Source organism: Pontibacter akesuensis (assembly GCF_001611675.1).
Taxonomy (GTDB): domain Bacteria; phylum Bacteroidota; class Bacteroidia; order Cytophagales; family Hymenobacteraceae; genus Pontibacter; species Pontibacter akesuensis.
Genome location: NZ_CP014766.1, coordinates 1,511,169 through 1,532,472 on the forward strand (window position 1 = coordinate 1,511,169; position 21,304 = coordinate 1,532,472).

Annotated in this window: 22 protein-coding genes; 7 read left to right on the plus strand and 15 right to left on the minus strand. The window is 51.1% G+C overall.

The features are described from left to right. Positions 1 to 98: 98 nt before the first annotated feature. The 7 genes from A0W33_RS06290 to A0W33_RS06320 form a co-directional block, all read right to left on the minus strand. Positions 99 to 1,889, minus strand: a complete 1,791-nt coding sequence (locus A0W33_RS06290; protein WP_068837363.1) for an acyl-CoA dehydrogenase family protein — start codon at positions 1,887 to 1,889, stop codon at positions 99 to 101. Between the two features lie 60 nt (positions 1,890 to 1,949). Then, positions 1,950 to 2,309 carry a four helix bundle protein gene (locus tag A0W33_RS06295; protein WP_068837364.1) on the minus strand — a complete coding sequence of 120 codons (360 nt, stop codon included), beginning with the start codon at positions 2,307 to 2,309 and terminating at the stop codon, positions 1,950 to 1,952. Positions 2,310 to 2,346: 37 nt separating this feature from the next. Continuing rightward, positions 2,347 to 3,525, minus strand: coding sequence for a thiolase family protein (locus A0W33_RS06300; RefSeq protein ID WP_068837365.1), 1,179 nt, complete (start codon positions 3,523 to 3,525; stop codon positions 2,347 to 2,349). 32 nt (positions 3,526 to 3,557) lie between these two features. Next, positions 3,558 to 5,960, minus strand: a complete 2,403-nt coding sequence (locus A0W33_RS06305) for a 3-hydroxyacyl-CoA dehydrogenase/enoyl-CoA hydratase family protein (RefSeq protein WP_068837366.1) — start codon at positions 5,958 to 5,960, stop codon at positions 3,558 to 3,560. 23 nt (positions 5,961 to 5,983) lie between these two features. Further along, on the minus strand, positions 5,984 to 6,418 hold the full coding sequence (locus tag A0W33_RS06310) for a MarR family winged helix-turn-helix transcriptional regulator (protein ID WP_068837367.1): 435 nt from the start codon (positions 6,416 to 6,418) through the stop codon (positions 5,984 to 5,986). Positions 6,419 to 6,659: 241 nt separating this feature from the next. Then, complete coding sequence (locus A0W33_RS06315) at positions 6,660 to 7,097, minus strand: hypothetical protein (protein ID WP_068837368.1); 438 nt, start codon at positions 7,095 to 7,097, stop codon at positions 6,660 to 6,662. A 56-nt stretch (positions 7,098 to 7,153) separates the two neighbouring features. Then, positions 7,154 to 8,911 carry an AMP-dependent synthetase/ligase gene (locus tag A0W33_RS06320; RefSeq protein WP_068837369.1) on the minus strand — a complete coding sequence of 586 codons (1,758 nt, stop codon included), beginning with the start codon at positions 8,909 to 8,911 and terminating at the stop codon, positions 7,154 to 7,156. Positions 8,912 to 9,141: 230 nt separating this feature from the next. Here A0W33_RS06320 and A0W33_RS06325 point away from each other — a divergent pair, with 230 nt between their 5' ends. The 5 genes from A0W33_RS06325 (at position 9,142) to murQ (ending at position 13,172) form a co-directional block, all read left to right on the plus strand. After that, positions 9,142 to 10,308 carry a formimidoylglutamase gene (locus A0W33_RS06325; RefSeq protein WP_068837370.1) on the plus strand — a complete coding sequence of 389 codons (1,167 nt, stop codon included), beginning with the start codon at positions 9,142 to 9,144 and terminating at the stop codon, positions 10,306 to 10,308. 26 nt (positions 10,309 to 10,334) lie between these two features. Next, the gene (locus tag A0W33_RS06330) at positions 10,335 to 10,925 is read left to right on the plus strand and encodes a hypothetical protein (RefSeq protein ID WP_068837371.1); all 591 of its coding nucleotides are present in this window, start codon (positions 10,335 to 10,337) and stop codon (positions 10,923 to 10,925) included. A gap of 148 nt (positions 10,926 to 11,073) precedes the next feature. Beyond that, a complete protein-coding gene (locus A0W33_RS06335) occupies positions 11,074 to 11,328 on the plus strand; it encodes a cytochrome b5 domain-containing protein (RefSeq protein WP_068837372.1) in 255 nt (84 codons plus the stop codon). A gap of 64 nt (positions 11,329 to 11,392) precedes the next feature. Continuing rightward, complete coding sequence (locus A0W33_RS06340) at positions 11,393 to 12,256, plus strand: hypothetical protein (RefSeq protein WP_068837373.1); 864 nt, start codon at positions 11,393 to 11,395, stop codon at positions 12,254 to 12,256. A 100-nt stretch (positions 12,257 to 12,356) separates the two neighbouring features. Continuing rightward, positions 12,357 to 13,172 (plus strand): N-acetylmuramic acid 6-phosphate etherase, encoded by an 816-nt coding sequence (murQ, locus tag A0W33_RS06345; RefSeq protein WP_071890018.1) that lies wholly within the window; start codon positions 12,357 to 12,359, stop codon positions 13,170 to 13,172. Between the two features lie 74 nt (positions 13,173 to 13,246). Here the strand turns inward: murQ and A0W33_RS06350 are convergent, their stop codons facing one another. Further along, complete coding sequence (locus A0W33_RS06350) at positions 13,247 to 14,305, minus strand: hypothetical protein (RefSeq protein ID WP_068837374.1); 1,059 nt, start codon at positions 14,303 to 14,305, stop codon at positions 13,247 to 13,249. A gap of 46 nt (positions 14,306 to 14,351) precedes the next feature. After that, a complete protein-coding gene (locus tag A0W33_RS06355; RefSeq protein WP_068837375.1) occupies positions 14,352 to 15,092 on the minus strand; it encodes a SpoIIAA family protein in 741 nt (246 codons plus the stop codon). Between the two features lie 273 nt (positions 15,093 to 15,365). Between A0W33_RS06355 and A0W33_RS06360 the strand changes: the two genes are divergently transcribed. Beyond that, on the plus strand, positions 15,366 to 15,935 hold the full coding sequence (locus A0W33_RS06360; protein ID WP_068839972.1) for a hypothetical protein: 570 nt from the start codon (positions 15,366 to 15,368) through the stop codon (positions 15,933 to 15,935). Positions 15,936 to 16,013: 78 nt separating this feature from the next. Here A0W33_RS06360 and A0W33_RS20845 read toward each other — a convergent pair whose 3' ends face one another. The 6 genes from A0W33_RS20845 to era form a co-directional block, all read right to left on the minus strand. Beyond that, positions 16,014 to 16,190: a hypothetical protein gene (locus A0W33_RS20845; protein ID WP_157577999.1), complete on the minus strand. Its 177-nt coding sequence runs from the start codon at positions 16,188 to 16,190 to the stop codon at positions 16,014 to 16,016. Positions 16,191 to 16,437: 247 nt separating this feature from the next. Further along, on the minus strand, positions 16,438 to 16,617 hold the full coding sequence (locus tag A0W33_RS06365; protein ID WP_068837376.1) for a hypothetical protein: 180 nt from the start codon (positions 16,615 to 16,617) through the stop codon (positions 16,438 to 16,440). A gap of 110 nt (positions 16,618 to 16,727) precedes the next feature. After that, complete coding sequence (locus A0W33_RS06370) at positions 16,728 to 16,907, minus strand: hypothetical protein (RefSeq protein WP_068837377.1); 180 nt, start codon at positions 16,905 to 16,907, stop codon at positions 16,728 to 16,730. A 164-nt stretch (positions 16,908 to 17,071) separates the two neighbouring features. Beyond that, the gene (locus tag A0W33_RS21075; RefSeq protein ID WP_172798095.1) at positions 17,072 to 17,248 is read right to left on the minus strand and encodes a hypothetical protein; all 177 of its coding nucleotides are present in this window, start codon (positions 17,246 to 17,248) and stop codon (positions 17,072 to 17,074) included. A gap of 63 nt (positions 17,249 to 17,311) precedes the next feature. Further along, on the minus strand, positions 17,312 to 18,625 hold the full coding sequence (der, locus tag A0W33_RS06375; protein WP_068837378.1) for a ribosome biogenesis GTPase Der: 1,314 nt from the start codon (positions 18,623 to 18,625) through the stop codon (positions 17,312 to 17,314). Positions 18,626 to 18,687: 62 nt separating this feature from the next. Then, positions 18,688 to 19,578 carry a GTPase Era gene (gene era, locus A0W33_RS06380; RefSeq protein WP_068837379.1) on the minus strand — a complete coding sequence of 297 codons (891 nt, stop codon included), beginning with the start codon at positions 19,576 to 19,578 and terminating at the stop codon, positions 18,688 to 18,690. A 697-nt stretch (positions 19,579 to 20,275) separates the two neighbouring features. On the opposite strand from era, the gene hemH reads away from it, so the two are divergent. After that, entirely contained in the window at positions 20,276 to 21,304 is a 1,029-nt protein-coding gene (gene hemH, locus A0W33_RS06385; protein ID WP_068837380.1) for a ferrochelatase, read from the plus strand.

Below are 21,304 nucleotides of genomic sequence, written 5' to 3' on the forward strand. Positions count from 1 at the left end.
GAAAGCTCCTTAGAAGCTTGCTATCATTTTAAGGTAAGGTCACAAAAAAAGGCTGCCACCTTAGCGGTGACAGCCTTCCGAACTGTAGGTATTTTAAATTAGTACACGTACTCGTTTGCTTCGATCAAGGCAGCTGCAATACGGCGGCGTGCTTCTTTCGTGTTGTACAGGTCTTTCTTCGTGAAGCGCTTCAGGCCCATGAACAACAGGCGCTGCTCATCTCCCTCGGCCATCGCGGCCACGGCTTCTTTACCTGCTTTGAAAGAAGAATCCACGGCATCATTCACGACTACGCGCACAATGTCAATCTCTTTCGACACGGCCTCTTCGCCTTTCATGTTCACCAGTTTCTCCACACGCAGCAGGGTAGATTCGGCCACGTAGGTTTTAATGGCCATGTCGGCAATGTTCATCAGCACCTCCTGCTCTTTGGCAAGCGAGTTCATGTACTTCTGCACAGCGGTACCGGCTACCATTAGAATGGCTTTCTTCAGGTTTTTAATCGCCTTGTGCTCTGCCGTGAACAGGCCTTCCTCCTCTTCTCCGAAATCCGGAATAGCCATCAGTTCATTCTGCACTGCCTGGGCCGGACCCATCAGGTCAAGCTCGCCTTTCATGGCCTTCTTCAGAATCATGTCCACGGTCAGCATGCGGTTGATCTCGTTGGTACCTTCAAAAATGCGGTTGATGCGTGAGTCCCGGTACGCGCGGTCCATTGGGTAGTCAGCCGAGAAGCCGTAGCCACCGTAAATCTGCACCCCTTCGTCCACCACGTAATCCAGTACTTCAGAGCCCTCTACTTTTAGCATGGCGCACTCCACAGCGAACTCGCGGGCAGCACCCAGTAGCGCTTCATTATCGTCGGCACCACCGGCCATCAGCTCCTGTTCTTTGCGGTAGATGTCCATACCACAACGGTACAGCGCAGATTCCACGGCATAGATGCGGATGGCCTGCTCAGCCAGTTTATACTTGATGGCTCCGAATTTCGAGATTGGAATCTGGAACTGGATACGCTCGTTCGCATACTTCACCGACAGGTCTGCTACGCTTTTGGAGGCGCCCAGTGTAGCAGCCGCCAATTTGATACGGCCAATGTTCAGGATGTTAAAGGCGATCAAATGTCCTTTACCAATCTCGCCCAGCACGTTTTCCTTCGGCACCTGGCAATCCTCCAGGAATACCTGGCGCGTAGAAGAACCTTTAATGCCCATCTTGTGCTCCTCGTTGCCAAGGCTTAGCCCCGGCGAGCCTTTCTCTACGATAAAGCCCGTGAACTTGTCTCCGTCCACCTGAGCAAACACGATGAACACATCCGCGAAACCAGCGTTAGTGATCCACATTTTCTGCCCGTTCAGGATATAATGCGTACCTGCCTCGTTCAGCACTGCTTTTGTTTTGGCCGCCAACGCATCCGAGCCGGATCCCGGCTCCGTGAGGCAGTAAGAAGACATCCACTCGCCGCTCACCAGTTTGGGCACGTACTTCTGCTTCTGCTCTTCGGTACCGAAGTATAAAATTGGTAGCGTGCCGATACCGGTGTGTGCCGCAAAGGCTACCGGGAACGAATGTCCACCGCCTACTGATTCTGTAACCAGCAACGCCGTGTTGAAGTCCATGTTCAGGCCGCCGTAGTTTTCTGGAACAGATACAGCGAACAAACCCAGTTCCCCTGCTTTTTTCATCAGGTTCTCCATCAGGCCCTCTTCGTGGTTATCCAGGCGCTCCAGCAGCGGGTATACTTCCTCGCGCACAAAGTCCTTACAGGTCTGCGCCATCATCTGCTGCTCTTCGTTGAATTCTGCAGGAATAAATACGTCCTGCGGGTTTGTTTCCTTTATCAGGAACTCACCACCTTGTATGGCGGCGTTTTGAGTTGATTTTTCCATGGCTATTGTCTTTTATCTTTTTGGACACAAGACATAAGACACAAGACACAAGACTTGCTCTTACTCTCGCTTATTTAGTTTTTTCTTAAATCCATCGATCATTCTCTGAATCTTTCGCAGTTGCCCCAGCAGCTCATTTAGCTTGACTTCATGTATAAAACCAAAAGCTTGTGCTAAAAGCAACTGTGTTTCCAGCTCAAAAGCTGAACCTAAAGCAATATTCAGAAACTGATTAAACTCTTTATCAGAACCTCTTCCGGCCCCCTCAGCAATGTTTGAGGGAACTGATACAGCAGACCTATTAATTTGTGAGGTAAGACCATACTTTTCATTTGCAGGGAATGAGGAAGAAGCCTCATACACTGCTTTCGCTAACTCCATTGCCTCTTTCCAAATAATCAATTCCTTGAAATTGTGCATCTAAAAAGTCTTGTGTCTTACATCTTGTGTCTTGTGTCTATTTTAGAAGTTCAAACACTCCAGCCACACCTTGGCCTCCGCCAACGCAGGCAGTTACCAAGCCGTGCTTGCCGCCTGTGCGGCGTAGGTCGCTGAAAAGCTGCACGGTGAGTTTAGCGCCGGAGCAACCCAACGGGTGACCCAAAGCGATGGCACCACCGTTGATGTTCAGCTTGTCCGGATCGAATTCCAGGTGGCGCATGACGGCAATGGATTGCGCGGCAAAAGCCTCGTTCATCTCGATCAGGTCGATGTCGTTTAACGTCATGCCTGCCATCTTAAGTGCCTTTGGAACAGCGGCGATCGGGCCCATGCCCATGATGCGTGGATCCACACCACCGGTGCCGTAGCTGATCAGGCGCGCGATGGGCTCCAGGTTCAGCTCCTTTACCATGCGCTCGCTCATCACGATCACAAAGGCAGCCCCGTCAGACGTTTGAGAAGAGTTACCGGCTGTTACGGTTCCACCGGCGGCAAACACTGGCTTCAGCTTCGCCAGGCGCTCCAGGGAAGTATCGGCCCGCGGTCCTTCGTCCGTGTCTACTACATAGGTGCGTGTTTTCTTTTTGCCGTTGTCGTCCAGGTAAGTCTCCTCTACCGTTACCGGAACAATCTGGTCTTTGAAGTACCCCTTCTCTATTGCGTTCAGCGCCTTTTGGTGCGACTTGAGTGCAAATTCATCCTGGTCTTCACGTGAAACATTATAATCTGCGGCCACTGCCTCGGCTGTTAAGCCCATGCTCAGGTACCAATCCGGGTTTTTGCTTGCAATTTTGTAGTTCGGTGCTGTTTTCCAGCCAGCCGTAGGCACCATCGACATCGACTCGGTACCACCCGCCACAATACAGTCGGCCATGCCGGCTGCAATACGGTTGGCGGCAATCGCGATCGTCTCCAGGCCGGAGCCGCAGTAGCGGTTCACTGTCATGCCACTCACTGACATGGGCAAGGACAGCAGCGAGATCATACGACCGATCTGCAGGCCTTGCTCCGCCTCAGGTACCGCATTCCCTACAATCAGGTCGTCTACGCGCTCAGGGTCCAGGGCAGGCACCGTACTCATTAAGTGTTTGATGACATCTGCGGCCAGATCATCAGGTCTGGTGAACCGGAAAACGCCACGACCAGCTTTGCCCACTGCGCTACGAAATCCGGCTACGATATATGCATTGTTCATTTTGATGCTCTTTTATAGTTTGTACTATAGAATTAGTTTCTAAGCGGCTTGCCTGTGGTCAGGATGCTCTGGATGCGCTCCAAAGTTTTGCGCTCGCCAGTCAGCGACAGGAAGGCCTCACGCTCCAGGTCCAGCAGGTACTGCTCGCTCACCTCCGTTGGGGCAGACAAATCGCCTCCGCACATCACATAGGCTAGCTTTTGTGAAATCTTCAGGTCGTGTGCAGACATGTAGCGGCCCGTGTACATGGCGTTGGCACCTGTCAGGAACATACCCAGTGCACCTTTGCCCTGCACCTTCACGTTGGTGCGCTGCACCGGTTTGGTATAGCCCGCATCAGCCATCAGTATAGCCTGTGCTTTGGCATCGGCTATCAGGCGGTTGCTGTTGATCGTAATGCCGTCGCTCTTGCGCATGTAGCCTAAGTCTACTGCCTCTTTGGCTGAAGTAGAAACCTTGGCCATACCGATGTTCAGGAACACGTTCTTCAGGTCGTTGTACTCGATGTCGCCTTCGGCATACATATCGGCAGCGCGCAGCGTCATCTCTTTTGTACCGCCACCGCCTGGTATCAAGCCAACACCAAACTCTACCAAGCCCATGTAAGTCTCGGCAGATGCCTGGATATGGTCGCAGTGCAGGTTCAGTTCGCAGCCACCACCCAGCGTAAGTCCATGCGGAGCGCCTACTACCGGTATAGCCGAATAGCGCATGCGCATCATGGTGTTCTGGAATTGGCGGATAATCATGTTCAGCTCATCGTAATCCTGGTCCAGCGCATACATGTAGATAAGCCCCACGTTGGCTCCGGCAGAAAAATTAGCGGCATCGTTGCCTACAACCATGCCGCGGAAATCTTTCTCGGCAAGCTCTATGCCTTTGTTCAGGGCCATGATTACATCGCCGCCAATCGTGTTCATCTTGGTATGGAACTCCACGTTCAGAATGCCATCACCTAAATCAAGTATAGTGGCACCGCTGTTTTTCCAGACAACCTTGTTCTCACGCAGGTTATTCAGAATGATGAAGTTTTCAGCACCCGGTATGGCTTTGTATTCTTTTGTCTGGATATCGTAATAGCGGCGCTGTCCGTTCTCTACAATGTAGAAAGCCTCTTTGCCGTTTTCCAGCATCTCGCCTACCCAGGCAGCAGGCTCATAGCCGGCTTCTATCATGCGCTGAGCGCCTTCGCGTGCACCGATGGCATCCCAATACTCAAACGGGCCAAGCTCCCAGCCAAAGCCGGCACGCAGGGCATCGTCGATACGGTACAGTTCGTCGGAAATTTCAGGAATGCGATTGGAAACGTACTGGAACAGGCCAAACAGCGTCTCGTTGAAGAATTGCACTGCCTTATCAGACTGACCGGAGAACACTTTGATGCGCTTCTTCAGGTCATCGATTGGCTTCAGCACCTCCAGGCTCTGGAACTTCACCTTCTGCTTCGGCCCGTACTCCATCGTGTTCAGGTCCAGCGTCAGGATCTCGGTTTTGCCTTTGGCGTCTTTTGTCTTTTTGTAGAAGCCCTGGCCGGTTTTATCTCCCAGCCATTTGTTCTCGGCCATTTTTTGCACATAGCCCGGAATCTGGAACAGGTCGCGCGACTCGTCGTTCTCGCCGGACTGGTATAGGCCGTTGGCTACATTGATGGTGGTATCCAGACCAACCACATCCAGCGTGCGGAACGTGGCAGATTTCGGACGGCCCACAATAGGGCCCGTGATGCGATCCACTTCGTCTATCGTCAGGCCAGTTTTCTCCATGGCCTTAAGCGTCTGCATAATGCCGTAGATTCCCACACGGTTCGCAATGAAGGCAGGCGTATCTTTTGCCAATACGGTGGTCTTACCCAAGTATAAATCACCGTAGTGCATCAGGAAGTCCACTACATCTTGATCTGTCTCCGGTGTAGGTATAATTTCGAGCAGCTTCAGGTAACGCGGTGGGTTAAAGAAGTGCGTGCCGCAGAAGTGCTTCTTAAAATCGTCGGAGCGGCCTTCCAGCATCAGGTGAATCGGAATACCGGAGGTGTTGGAGGAGATAAGTGTACCCGGCTTGCGGAACTGCTCCACCTGGTCATACACGATCTTCTTTACTTTCAGGTTCTCTACCACCACCTCAATGGTCCAGTCGGCAGTAGCGATATCCTTCATATCGTCTTCGAAGTTACCTGTCGAAATCAGGTGTGCATCGGATTTGCGGTAAAGCGGCGACGGGTTGGCGTTGATCGCGCTTTGCAGGTGCCCGTCCACCAGGCGGTTGCGCACGGCTTTGCTTTCAAGCGTAAGCCCTTTTTTCTCCTCTTCCGGTGTCAGTTCTTTCGGTACGATGTCCAGCAGCAGCACCTGAACGCCGATATTGGCAAAGTGGCAGGCAATTCTGGAGCCCATCACACCGGAGCCAAGCACCGCTACTTTTTTTATTATTCTTTTCATAGAATAGCTATAGTTGTCTATGGTTAAAATATTTCTTTGTTTTCGATCATGCCCTGGATGCGCTCGCATACTTTAAAGAAAACGTCCAGCTCTTTCTGCGGGATCACATCGCGCACCTTGTTGTTGAAGAGCTTCACCGTTTGCCGGGACACCTCCTTCTTCTCAAGTCCTTTCTCTGTCAGGAAAATGCGCACCAGGCGCTTGTCACTCGGGTCGGACACTTTGTAGATAAGGCCCTTCTCCTCCATGCTTTTAAGGATACGGGTCAGGCTGCGGGCCTCCAGGCCAAGCAGCGGCGCTATTTTAGTGGCGGGTGTACCTTTTTGCTGATCTATGTTGAGTAACACAAAACCGATGGAGGTGGTCATGTCGTTCTTCACGGCCTCCGTATTGTACATACGCGAGATGGCGTGCCAACATACTTTAAAGTGGTAGTCTATGGTTTCTTCAGGCTTCATGCATGTACTAAGGTATATACCAAATATAGGAAAAAATGTTATGCTTGCATACCTTTTTAACAAAAAATTAATCTAGCTGCAGCCCGAGAGGCTGCAGCTTTTGTCTTACGGCTTACAGGTATAGTTATACTATAAAATCAAAGAGAGGATGGCGTATACTTCCATAAAGTGTAGGAAAGGCACAAAAAAGCCCTTTCCGGTAAGGGAAAGGGCTATACTTTTGATTTTACCTTAGATGACTCTAAGCTTCCACCACTACGCCTTTAATGCGCAAGATGGCAGCCACATCCGCGATTTGCTCTTCCGTCAACTGCACATAGCGCTTCTTCAGCACCTGCCGCTCGTTCAGAAACAGGACCTCCATCACCGGATTCGTGTACCCAAAACGCGCTTTCTTAAACGTCACCTCCTGCATCTGCGCATAGCTGATGGCTTTCGCATCGGAGTGGTGGCGCAGCAGGAACAGCACAACCGCCGTGAGCACCCAGGCGCCCACGTAAAACGCCATCTGCCAGGCCGACACCTCCAGGTTGTTGATCAGGAGCAGCAGCATGTACAAGCTACAGAGGGCTATTCCGGTCCGCACCAACTTCAGGTATACCCTATCCAGCAGCAGCAGTTTTTCGACGCCAAAGTATAGCTGCCCTTTCGGTATGGCTACTTCTGTTTGCTGCGTCATACCCGTGAGCTATTTGTTATAGTGATTTTGAGCACTGCTTATCGGGAAGGCTGCGCCTAGAACATGCTTTCTATTTCAGACTGGTAATTGGCGGTAATGGCCTTGCGCTTCACCTTCAGCGTCGGCGTTAGCTCACCCGATTCTACAGTCCACATCTTCGGAATCAATTTGAACTTCTTAATGGTTTCGTACTGCGCCAGGCCCTCGTTTGTCTTATCAATCTCGCGCTGAAACTTCTCAATTACCTCCGGCTGCTTGATCATCTCCTCATCCGAAGTATACTTGATGCCTTTGTGCGAGGCCCAGTCCTGCAAGCCCATAAACGATGGCACGATCAGCGCCGCGGCATACTTGCGGCCGTCGCCCACCACCATGGCCTGCTCAATCACCACCGATTCCTTCAGCTTGTTCTCGATTGGCTGCGGCGCCACATACTTGCCACCGGAGGTCTTGAACATCTCTTTTTTGCGGTCCGTGATCTTCAGGTACTTGCCCTCGATCATTTCCCCGATATCGCCGGTGTGGAACCAGCCGTCTTTGTCGATCACCTCGTCTGTCAGGTCCGGCTTCTTGTAGTAGCCTTTCATCACGTGCGGGCCGCGGGTTAGAATCTCGCCATCCTCGGCAATCTTTATCTCTACGCCGTCGATGGCCTTACCCACCGAGCCAATTACGTTATCTTCCTTCTCAAAACGGTTCACCGAAATCACTGGCGACGTCTCCGTCAGGCCGTAGCCCTCCATCACGCGGATATTAGCCGACCAGAACACGCGCGCCAGGCGCGGCTGCAAAGCGGCGCCGCCTGATACAATCGCAATAACGTTACCGCCCAGTGCCTCGCGCCATTTGCTGAAGATAATCTTGTTGGCCAGGTCTAGTTGCTTGTTGTACCACCAGCCATGGTCTTTCTGGGTGTCATACTTCAGGCCAAGGTCCAGCGCCCAGAAGAACAGCTTTCGCTTTACGCCTTCCAGTTCCATGCCTTTGGCTACAATCTTGTCATACACTTTCTCGAGCAGACGCGGCACCGTTGTAAACACGTGCGGCTGCACCTCTTTCAGGTTATCGGCCACTTTCTCAATGCTCTCGGCATAATAAATGGAAACACCCGCCCTGAAGTATAAATACAGCAACATGCGCTCAAAAATGTGGCAAAGCGGCAGGAAGCTAAGGGCGCGGTGGTTTTCATTTACCGGCACATAAGGGAAGGCGCCCATAAAGTTGCTGACAATGTTGTTGTGCGTCAGCATGACGCCCTTTGGGTTGCCGGTAGTGCCGGAAGTATAAATGATCGTCAGTATGTCGTCTGGCTGCACGGCAGCTTTCAGGGGCTCCAGTTGCTGCACGTCTTCGCCCTTGCCCAGTTCCAGCACTTCCTTCCAGTTCTTGGCGCCGCTTACCTCATCAAACGTATAAATTTCTTTTACCCCTTCCATGCCGCGGGTGGCCGCCACCACCTTGTTGTAAAGGCTGGCATCCGCCACAAAGATCACCTTTACTTCGGCATCGTTAAAAATGTAGCGGTAATCCTCCTCGGTGATGGTTGGGTACATCGGCACGCTGGTAGCACCCACCTGCTGTATGCCGAAATCGGCAAACACCCACTCCGGCCGGTTAAAGGAGATGATGGCTACTTTATCGCCTTTTCCCACACCCAACTTCAGCAGGCCCAGGCTTACCTGGTTCGCGTAATCCTGTACTTGCTGCGTGCTATACTTCTGCCAGGTGCCATCTACTTTGGCTGCCAGGCAGTCGGGTTGCGGAAACTGCTGCAACTGAAAAGGCAAGAGGTCTAAAGGTCTGGTTACGTTCATGGTGGTTATGTTTGGCGATATTTGTACGCTGAAAGCGATAAAGAAGTGACAAAAGCCTGTTGTGCCCTGTGTTCCTGATGCATTTTAATATTTTTTTAGGAATTCTGCTAGGCAAGGCCTCATAAATATTTCCCAAGCCTTATATTTATAGTCCTACAGCAGGAGCCGCAAATGACACCGCTGGCTGCGCTTTACTTATTTTAGGTGACATCAGTAAAAACCGGAGAAGCATGAACCTGTCTATATTTTTTGAGCCTCTTAACGAAGACATCTTTGCCTCGCTGAACAAGCCCCGTACACTGGGCTCGTACATCAGCCGCTTCGTAAGCAAATTTCCAGACTGGCGCACCGCTGACATTGCCATACTCGGCATTAACGATACCCGCGGCCGCGGAACCAGCGAAACAGAGGAAGCTGCCACCGCAGAGGCCCCGGCCCGCCTGGTGCGCAAAAAACTCTACAGCCTGAACAAGGGCGCCGGCCGCTGCCACATCGTGGACCTCGGCAACCTGCGCCCCGGCATCTCGCTGGACGATACCTACCTCAGGCTAAAGGAGATCGTGGAGGTGCTGATTTCGCACAATACCATTCCCATTATCATCGGCGGCTCTCAGGACCTGGAGTATGGGCAGTACCTGGGCTACGAGCACCTGGACCGCGTGGTGAACATGGTAACCGTAGACAGCAGCGTGGACATGACCGAGGACCCCGACGCGGCCCCGAACAAGAAGCAGCTGCGCCAGATACTCATGCACGAGCCCAACTACCTTTTCAGCCTGGGCCAGATCGGGTACCAATCGTACCTGGTGGAGCCTGAGGTGATGGGAACGCTGGAGAAAATGCACTTCGAGGCCTACCGCGTGGGCCAGGTGCATACTAATGTGCAGGAGATGGAGCCGGTGGTGCGCGTGGCCGACCTGCTGACGTTTGATATCTCGGCTATCCGCCACCAGGACGCCCCGGCCTGCGAACCTGCCAATCCCTTTGGCCTGACAGGTGAGGAGGCCTGCCAACTGTGCTGGTATGCTGGCCTGAACGACAACCTGACCTCGCTGGGCATTTACGAGTATGTTCCGGCACTGGACCAGCGCGAGCTGACTGCCATGACGGTGGCCACCATGCTGTGGTACTTCATCGAAGGGTTCTACCACCGCAAGCACGAGAAAGACTTCAGCAGCCGCCACTTTAACAAGTATGCCGTGGCCTTTGCCGATGATAACCCCGACCGCATGACGTTCTACAAGAGCAAAAACAGCGAGAAATGGTGGATGGAAGTGGAGCCGCTCAACTCCGACAACGGCAGCCGCATTATTCCGTGCAGCTACGAAGACTATCTGCAAGCCACCAAAGGCGAGGTTCCCAACCGCTGGATACTGACCCAGGCCCGTATCGGCTAGTTTTACTTGGTAATAAGGCAAAAGAATTGAAAATAAAGAAGCAACTCTATCTGATCATATCTGCATCTCTGCTTCTATTTGGGTGTGATCTAAATTACGTGGATTACATAGAGCATATAGAATCTCCTGATGGGTTATATAATTATTGCCTGTATGAAGATGCCCTAGGAATTAGTGATCCAGGATTCAGTGTCTTGAAGATTGAAAAGAATGTTGACCCCGAGACAATTTATATAAACTGGAGCTTTGAGAACGGAGTGTCAGAAGAAGATAGAGAATGGATGCTTTCGAGAGAAATACTAGCTAATTACGAAGAATCAAGTTCCTATGCATCAGATCCCAAAATCGACCTGATCGATAACAGATTCTTAGTGTTTTCGAGAGGAGGGTACATGTTCGGACTTTATGACACCAAGCTCGAAACAGCTATCATAAATGACTGTTGCCCTTTTGGTAGGTGGGCAAGTCAGAATATCTGGTCGGAAAAAGGAAATAGGCAGTATAAACCAGTCAAAAAAGACCAAAAATCAGACTACGGTCTATGGGTTGAGGAAAACATCCAAAATAAAATCAAATCATATATTAGGTTGAATAAACAACGCACTATGTCAACATGAGCTAGCCAAATGTTGAATAATCTATACAACTGTTTTCTACTTCACACTTGTTTAACTCAGAAAACACAGCAGCCAAACCGTCTTTATTTCTGACTACCCAAAGAGTTCTCAGGACACCCCTTCTCAAACCTCTACACAACTACAAAAAATGAACTTACCCGAATACACCCTACAGCAACTGGCACTACGGAACGGGCAGGACCGGGATGAGATTTGGGTGGCTTACGAGGGCGTGATTTACAATGTAAAAAAGTCGCGGATGTGGCGCGATGGAAAACATTACGAGCACTGGGCAGGCCAGGACCTGACCGAAGAATTAAAGGATGCTCCGCATAATGCCAATGTTTTTGATAAATTTGAGGCGGTGGGGATCGTAAAGAGCAGGCAAAAGCCCACAAATTAAGCCGGACCAACTACAAACAGTTGCCAAGGCCATACTTGACTTGTCATAAAATCAAACACATACCATGATCTTAATAGCTGACAGCGGCGCTACTAAAACGGACTGGCGCATGATGAACGCAGATGGTGTTTCTACCCAGGTAAACACTGCCGGGATTAGCCCGCAGTATTTAGACGCCGCCCAGATATACACCATTCTTGCAGATGAACTGCTGCCAAACCTGGAGGAGAAGCATCCGAAGGCCATTTACTACTACGGCACCGGCTGCAGCTCTCCTGACCGTAACCTGCGTGTGGAGCAGGCTCTGGCAAAAGCCTTTCCGGGCAGCCTGATTCACGTAGACCACGATCTGCTGGCAGCGGCGCGCGCCCTGTGTGGCCACCAGCGGGGCATTGCCTGCATCTTGGGCACCGGCTCCAACTCCTGCCTCTACGACGGTAAAAACATTGAGGACAATGTACCGTCGTTGGGCTTTCTGATGGGCGATGAGGGCAGCGGCGCCTACCTGGGCAAAATGCTGATCAAGGCTTACCTGTACCGGGAGCTTCCTGAGGAGCTGGCGCTGTCACTGAAAAACCGCTACAACCTTACCAAGGACAGTATCCTGGACTCGGTGTATTATTCAGACATGCCAAGCACCTATCTGGCCACGTTCGCCAGGTTTATGCACGACAAGCGCAAAGATCCGGTGATACGCGCCATGATCTACCAAAACTTTGATGAGTTCTTTGAGCGTCACATATGCAAGTACAAAGACTTCGATAAAGTACCGGTGAACTTTGTGGGCTCCATCGCCTTCCATTTCTCCGATACCCTGAAGCAGGTGGCCAAGAAGTATGGCGCCACCATCGGCACCATCATCACCAGCCCAAGCGATGGCCTGATGGCCTACCACAAAGAGCTGCTGGCGCAGATTGGGGAGCAATAGCCCTGATCAGAACAAGGGAAGAAGAACAAAGGAGAAAAGACATAAATTTACTCCCGGACCAATTCGTAATTCCTAATTCATCATTCTTAATTAAAAACAAGTGTCTACAACCGAATCAGCTTCCAATTACGACGACCTTGAGCAGATGAGCGTGCGCGAGCTGCTCGTGAACATCAACCGGGAAGACAAAACAGTACCCCTGGCCATAGAGAAAGCGCTGCCGCAGATTGAGGCGCTTGTAAAAGTAACCGTGGACCGGCTCAAGGCTGGTGGCCGCTTGTTTTACATCGGGGCTGGCACAAGTGGTCGCTTGGGTATTGTGGATGCCTCGGAGTGCCCTCCAACTTACGGCGTGCCGCATGGTATGGTGATCGGCATTATTGCCGGAGGGGATACGGCTATTCGCAAAGCTGTGGAGTTTGCCGAGGATGATGCCGAACAGGCCTGGAAAGACCTGCAGCAACATGATATCAACGAGAAAGATATTGTGGTGGGCATTGCCGCATCGGGCAGGACACCTTACGTGATCGGTGGCCTGAATGCCTGCCGTGAGCGTGGCATTGCCACCGGTTGCGTAGTTTGCAATGCAGCCAGTGCCGTAGCTGCCGCCGCTGAATACCCGGTAGAGGTTATCACCGGGCCGGAGTTTGTGACAGGCAGCACCCGCATGAAAGCCGGTACTGCCCAAAAACTGGTGCTGAACATGCTTACCACGGCTACCATGGTGCAGCTTGGCCGTGTAAAAGGAAACAAAATGGTGGATATGCAACTCTCCAACCTGAAGCTGGTAGACCGCGGCACCCGCATGGTGATGGAGGAGCTAGGTATAGGCAGAGCGGAAGCCGGTGCCCTACTAAAAAAGTTTGGCAGTGTGCGCGCCGCTATCGAAGCCTACCGCAACGGAAACGGCAACTAGGCTGCAGCCGAAACCATAAAGAAAAATAGCCGGAGTTAAACGCTCCGGCCATTTTTTTGTCTGTTCATATGAGCTTATTCAATAGCTGATAACCTTTCCAACAATATTTCGGCAGCCTCCTTACTCGGTACCACATACGTTGACACAGACCAGTTGTAGCCTAGCTTAAACCTTGGGTCGGTAACGTTGTGCAGCACCTTGCGCTTATATTCTTCCAGCGGCTCCAGCCCCAGCTTTTGCCGCCGCGCGTTTATCCGCTCCTGCTCCTTAGGCGTAATCTTCTTTACCAGGTAATCCTTGGTTGCAAGTTCATCTGTGTCCTTGCAGCCGGTGCAGTCCACGCGCATGTAAACGCTGGAGCCGTACCTGTTGCGCCCTGCCTGCTGGTCCAGGAGATAAGCGACAGGCTGCGGCGCGATGTTGCCCTGTTGCACCGCCTTCAAAAGCACTTCGGTAAAATCGTAGCCTTTCCGGGTGGCAGTTTGGCGTTGAACGGTGATGTAAAAGCGGGGCAGTTGTTCGAGTGTATCGGCCAGGCCTATTATGTTCTCGTTGGGATAGCCACGCTCCTCTATCCAGTTCAGCAGTTGCAGCGTATTGGCGTTCTCAATTTGCCGGATGGTGTCGCGGTATACTCTCAAGCCTCCTTCAGCTTGTCTGAAATATTGATCGCGCGCGTACAGTTCGTCCAGGTCAGCACGGTACTCCCGGTTAAAGTTCTCCTCATACTTGCGGCGACGCTTTTTATACTTGCGGGCAAACTTTCTCCAGTGCCTCGTGGTCTGCAGCGAATCAAACACAGTCTGGCGTTGCAGATAGTCGAGGCTTACGCCTTTCTGCACCAGCTTTTCCAGGTAGTTAAACGTTTGTTTCCTGTCTCTTAACGCGAGTGCGCTCACAGCGGCATTGTAATAGTCGCGGGCGAAGGGAGACGGCACGGACGCAAAAGCCTGCTCGTAGGCCTGTAGCGCCTCTTTATAGTCGCTCGTGACAATGTGAAGCTCTGCCTGGTTTATTACCGGATGATATACCTTCGTGTAATCGGGGGCATCCTGGGCAAAGACGTGCTGCTGCAGGCAAACCAGTAGCAGGGCAAGTATGGATATGCAAAAGCGCAAAGGGTTGAGATGCATAGGTATGGGTGGCGTTGTTACTGGAGGAGCTGCAGGTGTTACGCTTTTACCGAAGCCAGTCAATCGCAGCGTCGCGTTCATCCAGGTTAAAAAACTTCATGTTAATATTGTGCGTTAAACCATCGCTCAGACGAGCAGCCTTCTCGAGCCACTCCTCGTGCCCGGCGAGGGCTACTTTGCTAAACTTGCTGTAATAGCGCACGCCCTGCTTCAGATCCTGCCACATGGCGTCTGGCGTGGTGCCATCTTCGTGCAGCACCTCCAGGTACAGGCGCAAGTCTTTGTTATCCTGCACCTGCTGCTCCAGCATGCAATTTATCGAATAGAAATCAGACGGGGTGAACTTTCCGATTGTGGCCAGCCCCAGCACATGTTGGGGCATTGCCTCCAGCACGGCAATACCAGGCTTGGGATCATCGGAGGCATGCTGCTGCAGCCAGGAAACCGCTTCCGTCCTGTCATCCACGCAAAAGGCTTTCACCTCAAAATGCGGTGTCAGAAAGTTGGCCAACCGCGACTGTTTCTTCACCCAGTCTTTATCCGTTACGATGGCATACTTCACAATCTTGTTCCAGCTGTTGAACTTCAGCTTCAGCGTGTCAAAAAAAGACTGTACCGTATCCCAGCCACCGAAGTTAATAAACTCAAAGTATAAAAGCACCTTCTCCTGGTTCGCTGTCTTCTCCTCCATCTCCTGCACCAGCTTTTTCAGGCTCGCCTCGGCCAAATGGTCTTCCAGTTTAAAGCCTACGATGTTGTCTTGTTCAAAATCAACTGTTGTTATCATATCAGGTAAATTAGGTGTGCTGTTGGCTTATGGCCTGCCCGATGCTGACACCACATAGCGAAATGCCTTTGTATAACGGCAGTAACTTGTGCTTCAGCATACTGCTTCAGAACTTATACTACAAAACTGTTTCCAAAGGCTACCTTTCAAATTATTTTTTTATGAAAAAGTGATCTTTGGGGATAACAAAAACTTTCCCTTGTTGCCTAACTTCGTTTGGCGCTTTGCAGTAAACAGAACTCGCACCCGATAGCCCTTTATTCAGACTTTTTTATGCATACCATAGAGCCTTTTTATAATTGGATCGACAAGTACTCAGCCACCGAAGACCCGCGCTCGCCGCTCTTTGGTGCCGAGAACAGCCTGTCGCAGTATACCCATACCATCTACGGCTACTACATACACCCACAGTGGGATGATATTGACTCGGAGACGCTTTTCCTGAAAATACTTTATGCTGATTATGACCTGCGCTTTGCGGTGATTGAGCTTATCGGGGAGTGGAACGACACGCTGCACAACGACATCATGCAGCTGAAACGCAACATCATCGATCCGCTGATCAGCGAGGGTATCAATCACTTTATACTTATCGGCGAGAACGTGTTCAACTTCCACGGCTCCGACGATTCGTATTACGAGGAATGGTTTGAGGATGTGGAGGATGGCTGGGTGGCCGCACTCGGGTTCCAGGACTTTGTGCTGAGCGAGATGCGGAACTACAACATTGATTACTACATCAACTACGGCGGCAGTTTAGATGATATCCACTGGCGGACTTTTACGCCCAAGCGCCTGTTTGAGCTGGTAAACAGCATGCTGCAGAAACGGCTGGGGCCATAAAGCAACGGCTTATTACGGTGCTGCCAGAGTGGCTGGTAAACAGAACCGCCTGCTTAGTATAAGCAGGCGGTTCTGTTTTTATTTTCTGTCTATTTCTTCTTTTACCTCTTCAGCGGCGTCCTCGGCAGCGTCTCCAACATCTTCTGCGACATCTTCCACTTCCTCGGCGCCCTTCTCTACTTTACTCTCTGTAGAGGCGCAGCTACCCAGCGAAAAAATTCCGGCTACTGCCAGCATATACATTATCTTTTTCATAGTATTTATACATTTAAATCATTTCTAAACTTCAGCAGTAGGGCCTATTTTTTTGATTTCTCTGCCGATAATTCCGTTCCTTAAACGAAACTGACTGCGCGGGGTTTAAGGCCTGAAAGACCTGTTCGTTTATACTTTGCTGCAAGCCCAGTTGCTTTTTTCTACAGAAACGGCTAAGCCTGAAAAACAGAAAGAGGTGCTGCCGTGGCAGCACCTCTTTCTGTTTTTCAGGCTTCAGGAGTGCTTACTATTGCTCGCGCTCTACGCCCTCTTCCACTTCTTCGGCACCTTCCTCTACTTCGCCTCCAACTTCTTCAGCTCCTTCTTCTACCTCTTCCATGCCTTCCTCAGACCTGCTTTCAGTAGACTCGCATGAGGCGAAGGTAAAGCAACCAAGCGCCAGCATTATAAAGATTGACTTTTTCATAATTTTCAGTTTTAAGATGTTATTCAGTTGATTGGTTATACTTTGTTAGTTACCTCAGAGCTTCTCCCGCAGGCATTCTCAAGCTTTATCCCTTGGCCCATACTTGGTTTCTACTGGATTACAGCCGTTGTGTCGGTTTCCTCGGCTACGTCTTCCATCTCGTCTGTCCGCTCCTCAGCTCTGTCTTCCATTTCCTCCTGATTTTCATCAACCTGCCCCTCCTCTGCCGACCCACAGGCGGCAAAGCCCAGTATCCCGATGAAGACAAAGGCATAAAGTATATTTCTCATAGATTTTTCTTTTAAGTGCCAGAGGCAAAGATTGACCCCGCTGGTTCCAGAATGGAATACGGCTTTACCTAAGTATAGTTGGGTTGTTATATTTACCGGAAGGCACCCTTTTGGGGTGCCTTCCGGTAAATATGGCGCGAAGCCAGGTAATGTACGGTAAATGGTTACTGCAGCGTGTCCGAAGCATTAAGCGGTGCGATGGTGGTATCCGCATCAAGTACGGTGGTATCCTCTACCACGCCTGCCTCTTCCTCATCCACCACCTCAGTGGTAGACTCTGTTGCATTGTTGCAGGAGGCCAGAAGGCCGGCAACGAAAAGTAATCCAAAAACCTTTTTCATGACGCGTGCTGCTTTAAAGTGAGACGTAGTGCTTATACGTGCCCCTCTTAAAAACGGCGCTGATTACTTCTTTCGGAACACGAGGTTAATCGGAACTCCTTCAAAGTCAAAGTGCCTGCGGATGCAGTTCTCCAGGTAACGGCTGTACGGCTCCTTGATATACTGAGGCAGGTTACAGAAGAACGCAAACGTTGGGTTGTGCGTCGGCAACTGCGTGATGTACTTTATCTTCACAAACTTTCCTTTGATGGCCGGCGGCGGGTAGCGCTCGATGTCCGGCAAAATCAGGTCGTTCAGCTTAGAGGTTGGTATCTTCTTGGTCTTGTTGTCATACACCTCCATGGCCTTCTCCACAGCCTTCAAAATACGCTGCTTCGTGATTACAGAGGTAAAGATAACCGGCACATACTTAATCGGGGCGATACGATCGAGTATCTCCTCTTCAAACTGTTTGGTGCTGTGCGTATCCTTCTCTACCAGGTCCCACTTGTTTACAAGTATAACGATGCCCTTGCGGTTCTTCTCGGCCAGCGTGATGATGTTCACGTCCTGCGCCTCAATTCCCCTGGTGGCATCCAGCATTACAATACACACGTCGGCGTCTTCCAGGGCACGCACAGAGCGCAGCACCGAGTAAAACTCAATGTCCTCGCTCACCTTGCTCTTGCGGCGGAGTCCGGCTGTGTCTACAATGATAAACTCTTTGCCGAACGCGTTGTAGCGCGAGTGAATGGCATCACGCGTGGTACCTGCCTGGTCGGTTACAATGTTGCGCTCCTCACCGAGCAGCAGGTTCACAAATGATGATTTACCTACGTTCGGGCGGCCCAGTACAGCCAGCTTTGGAATACCCGCATCCGGGTCCTCCACGCCTTCGTCTTTAAAGTGCTTCACCACTTCGTCCAGCAGTTCGCCGGTACCGGAGCCGTTCTGCGACGACACCGGGAAAATCTCCTCGCCTATTCCCAAAGCATAGAACTCACCCATCTGGTGTGCACGGGCGTTGGTATCGGCTTTGTTCGCTACAATGAATACAGGCTTCTTAGAGCGGCGCAAAACGTTAGCGAACTCCTCGTCCAGGCCGGTAAGGCCGGCATCTACATCCACCATAAACAGGATTACGTCGGCCTCGTTCATGGCCAGTTCTACCTGGCGATTGATTTCAGCTTCAAAAATATCGTCGGAGCCGTGCACGTAGCCACCTGTGTCAATCACAGTGTAGTACTTGCCGATCCACTGACCGTGGCCGTAGCTACGATCGCGCGTTACGCCACTCACGTTGTCCATGATGGCTTTGCGCTGCCCGATCAGGCGGTTAAATAAGGTGGACTTGCCCACGTTTGGGCGTCCTACAATTGCAATGATGTTTGATGACATCGAACTAAAATAAAAATGTTAAAGTGCCCCCGGAGCACCATGCCCCGAAGCTTTATGGTGCGCTACTCTTCGCGGTAACCGAAGCGCTTCAGCAGCTTCTGGTCTGTCCGCCAATTCTCGTTCACGCGCACATATAAATCAAGAAATATCTTCTTCTGGAAAAACTCTTCCATGTCTACGCGGGCCTGCGTGCCCACTTTTTTCAGCATCTCGCCCTTATGGCCGATCACAATGCCCTTTTGGCTTTTGCGCTCCACGCTAATTTCGGCCCGGATGCGGATAATGTCCTCCTCTTCCTTAAACTCCTCTATCACCACCTCGCAGCTATAGGGAATCTCCTTTTTATAGTTGAGCAGGATCTTCTCCCGGATAATCTCTGACACAAAAAAGCGCTCAGGTTTATCAGTCAGCTCGTCTTTTGGAAAGTAGGCCGGATGCTCGGGCAGGTAATGCAGCAAACGGTCGAACAGATGCTCCAGGTTAGTGCCATGCAGGGCAGAGATCGGGAACACCTCAGTCGGGTTCATCTTCTCCTGCCAGTAGATCATCTTGTCCTTCACGTCCTCTACCTTGGCCTGGTCTATCTTATTGATGAGCACCAGTACCGGCACCTGCGCATACTGCAGGCGCTTGATCACATCGTCCTCGTCGTGCTTCTCGTAGATATCCGTCATGAAAATAATCACGTCGGCATCTTCCAGCGAGGTGCGCACAAACCCCATCATCGACTCATGCAGCGCATACTGCGGCTTGATGATGCCGGGCGTGTCGGAGTAAACGATCTGGAAGTCATCCGAGTTCAGAATACCCATGATACGGTGCCTGGTCGTCTGTGCCTTCGAGGTGATAATGGAGAGCCTCTCGCCCACAAGGGCGTTCATTAACGTGGATTTCCCCACGTTGGGCTTGCCCACTATACTTACAAAACCTGCTTTATGAGGAGTCTCGGCCATACGCTAAAATTTGAGGTTGCAAAATTACTTCTTTTTTACGAGACCGCGGCAGAATGTGTAATTTATTGTGAATGAGGGTGGATGGGTTTGTTAGCTGCTGCCGATTCCTATACTTTATACTTCTACAACCCTTGACTGGCGCAAGCGTCCGCTTATGCCTACAACGGCCAATGCTTTCAGCAACTTATACTTGCCTAGCTACTGTTCATGCTACTTCAGCCAAGCTAACCTTACTGGCTGCCGTTCATCCTCCGGCTCCCAAAAACCTAATGCTTCGCTTTATAATTTGGAGCGCTCACGGCTGCGAGGCCTAGTCCTGGGGGTAGGGGCCCTCTCCTCGCTCCGCTGCGGGCCTACCCCTACCCCCACCCAAGGACTGGAATCAGTTTCAGTAGCAAATACTTTCGCCATGCAACAGGAAGAACTTTCCCCTTGAAGGGACTATAGGGGTGTTCCACTTCTACTGATAACTCCCCTCCTTAGACAAGGAGGGGTCGGGGGTGGTTAGATCACTACAAGCTTTACTATCAACAAGCAGCTGCCGCGTATCTTAACTTATCATATTAAAACTTCCAAAACTTTTCCCGCACTTACTGCTTTATTCACCGTTGAAGCCTCTATAAGGCATTGATATTTATCATCAAAAAGAAAGCTTTATACTTTGTACCTTTGCACCAGATAAGCATTTAGACAGTACATGAGCAAAAAGAACACTGGTAAAATTGGCGTACTGCTGGTTAATCTCGGCACGCCTGACACTCCTGAAACGCCTGATGTTAGAAAATACCTGCGCGAGTTTTTACTGGATAAGCGCGTAATCGATATAAATCCTGTTGGCCGGTTTTTCCTGATCAATGGCATTATTGCGCCTTTCCGTGCACCGAAATCAGCGGTCATCTACAAGCAGCTCTGGACCGAGCGCGGCTCTCCCCTGCTCTACCACGGCATCGACCTGAAGGAGAAGCTGCAGGCAAGTTTGGGCGACGGCTACCATGTTGCGTTTGGCATGCGGTACCAAAAGCCAAGTATAAAAAGTGCACTGGAAGAGCTGCGCGAGCAAAGCGTGGACCGCATCATTGTTTTCCCGATGTTCCCGCAGTACGCCTCCGCCAGCACAGGCTCTGCCCAGGACAAAATCATGGAGATTGTCAAGGACTGGTGGATCATTCCGAGCATCAACTTTATCTCCGACTTCTGCAACGATCCCGGCTTCATAGAATCTTTTGCGGAACTTGGCCGCAGGTATATGGCCGAGGATAATTACGACCACGTGCTTTTCAGCTACCACGGCTTACCGGAGCGCCACATCCTGAAAGGCAGCGACCACGGCTACTGCAAACTGGGCACGTGCTGCAACAGCTATAACAAGCGAAATAAGTACTGCTACCGCGCCTCCTGCTTCGAGACCTCCCGCCAATTGGCTGCAGCCCTTGGCTTGCGCGAGGAACAGTATTCTGTTGCTTTCCAGTCGCGGTTGGGCAAAGACCCTTGGTTGAAGCCTTATAGCGATGAAGTGCTGAAAACATACCCGGAGAAAGGCATCAAAAAGGTATTAGCCTTTAGTCCTGCCTTCGTGGCCGACTGTTTAGAAACGACTATTGAGGTAGGTGAAGAGTTTAAAGAGATGTTTATGGAAGCGGGCGGCGAGAAATGGCAGCTGGTAGAAAGCCTGAATTCTAACGACACCTGGGTAGAGGCCGTGAAACAGATGATTCTGAAGAACTAA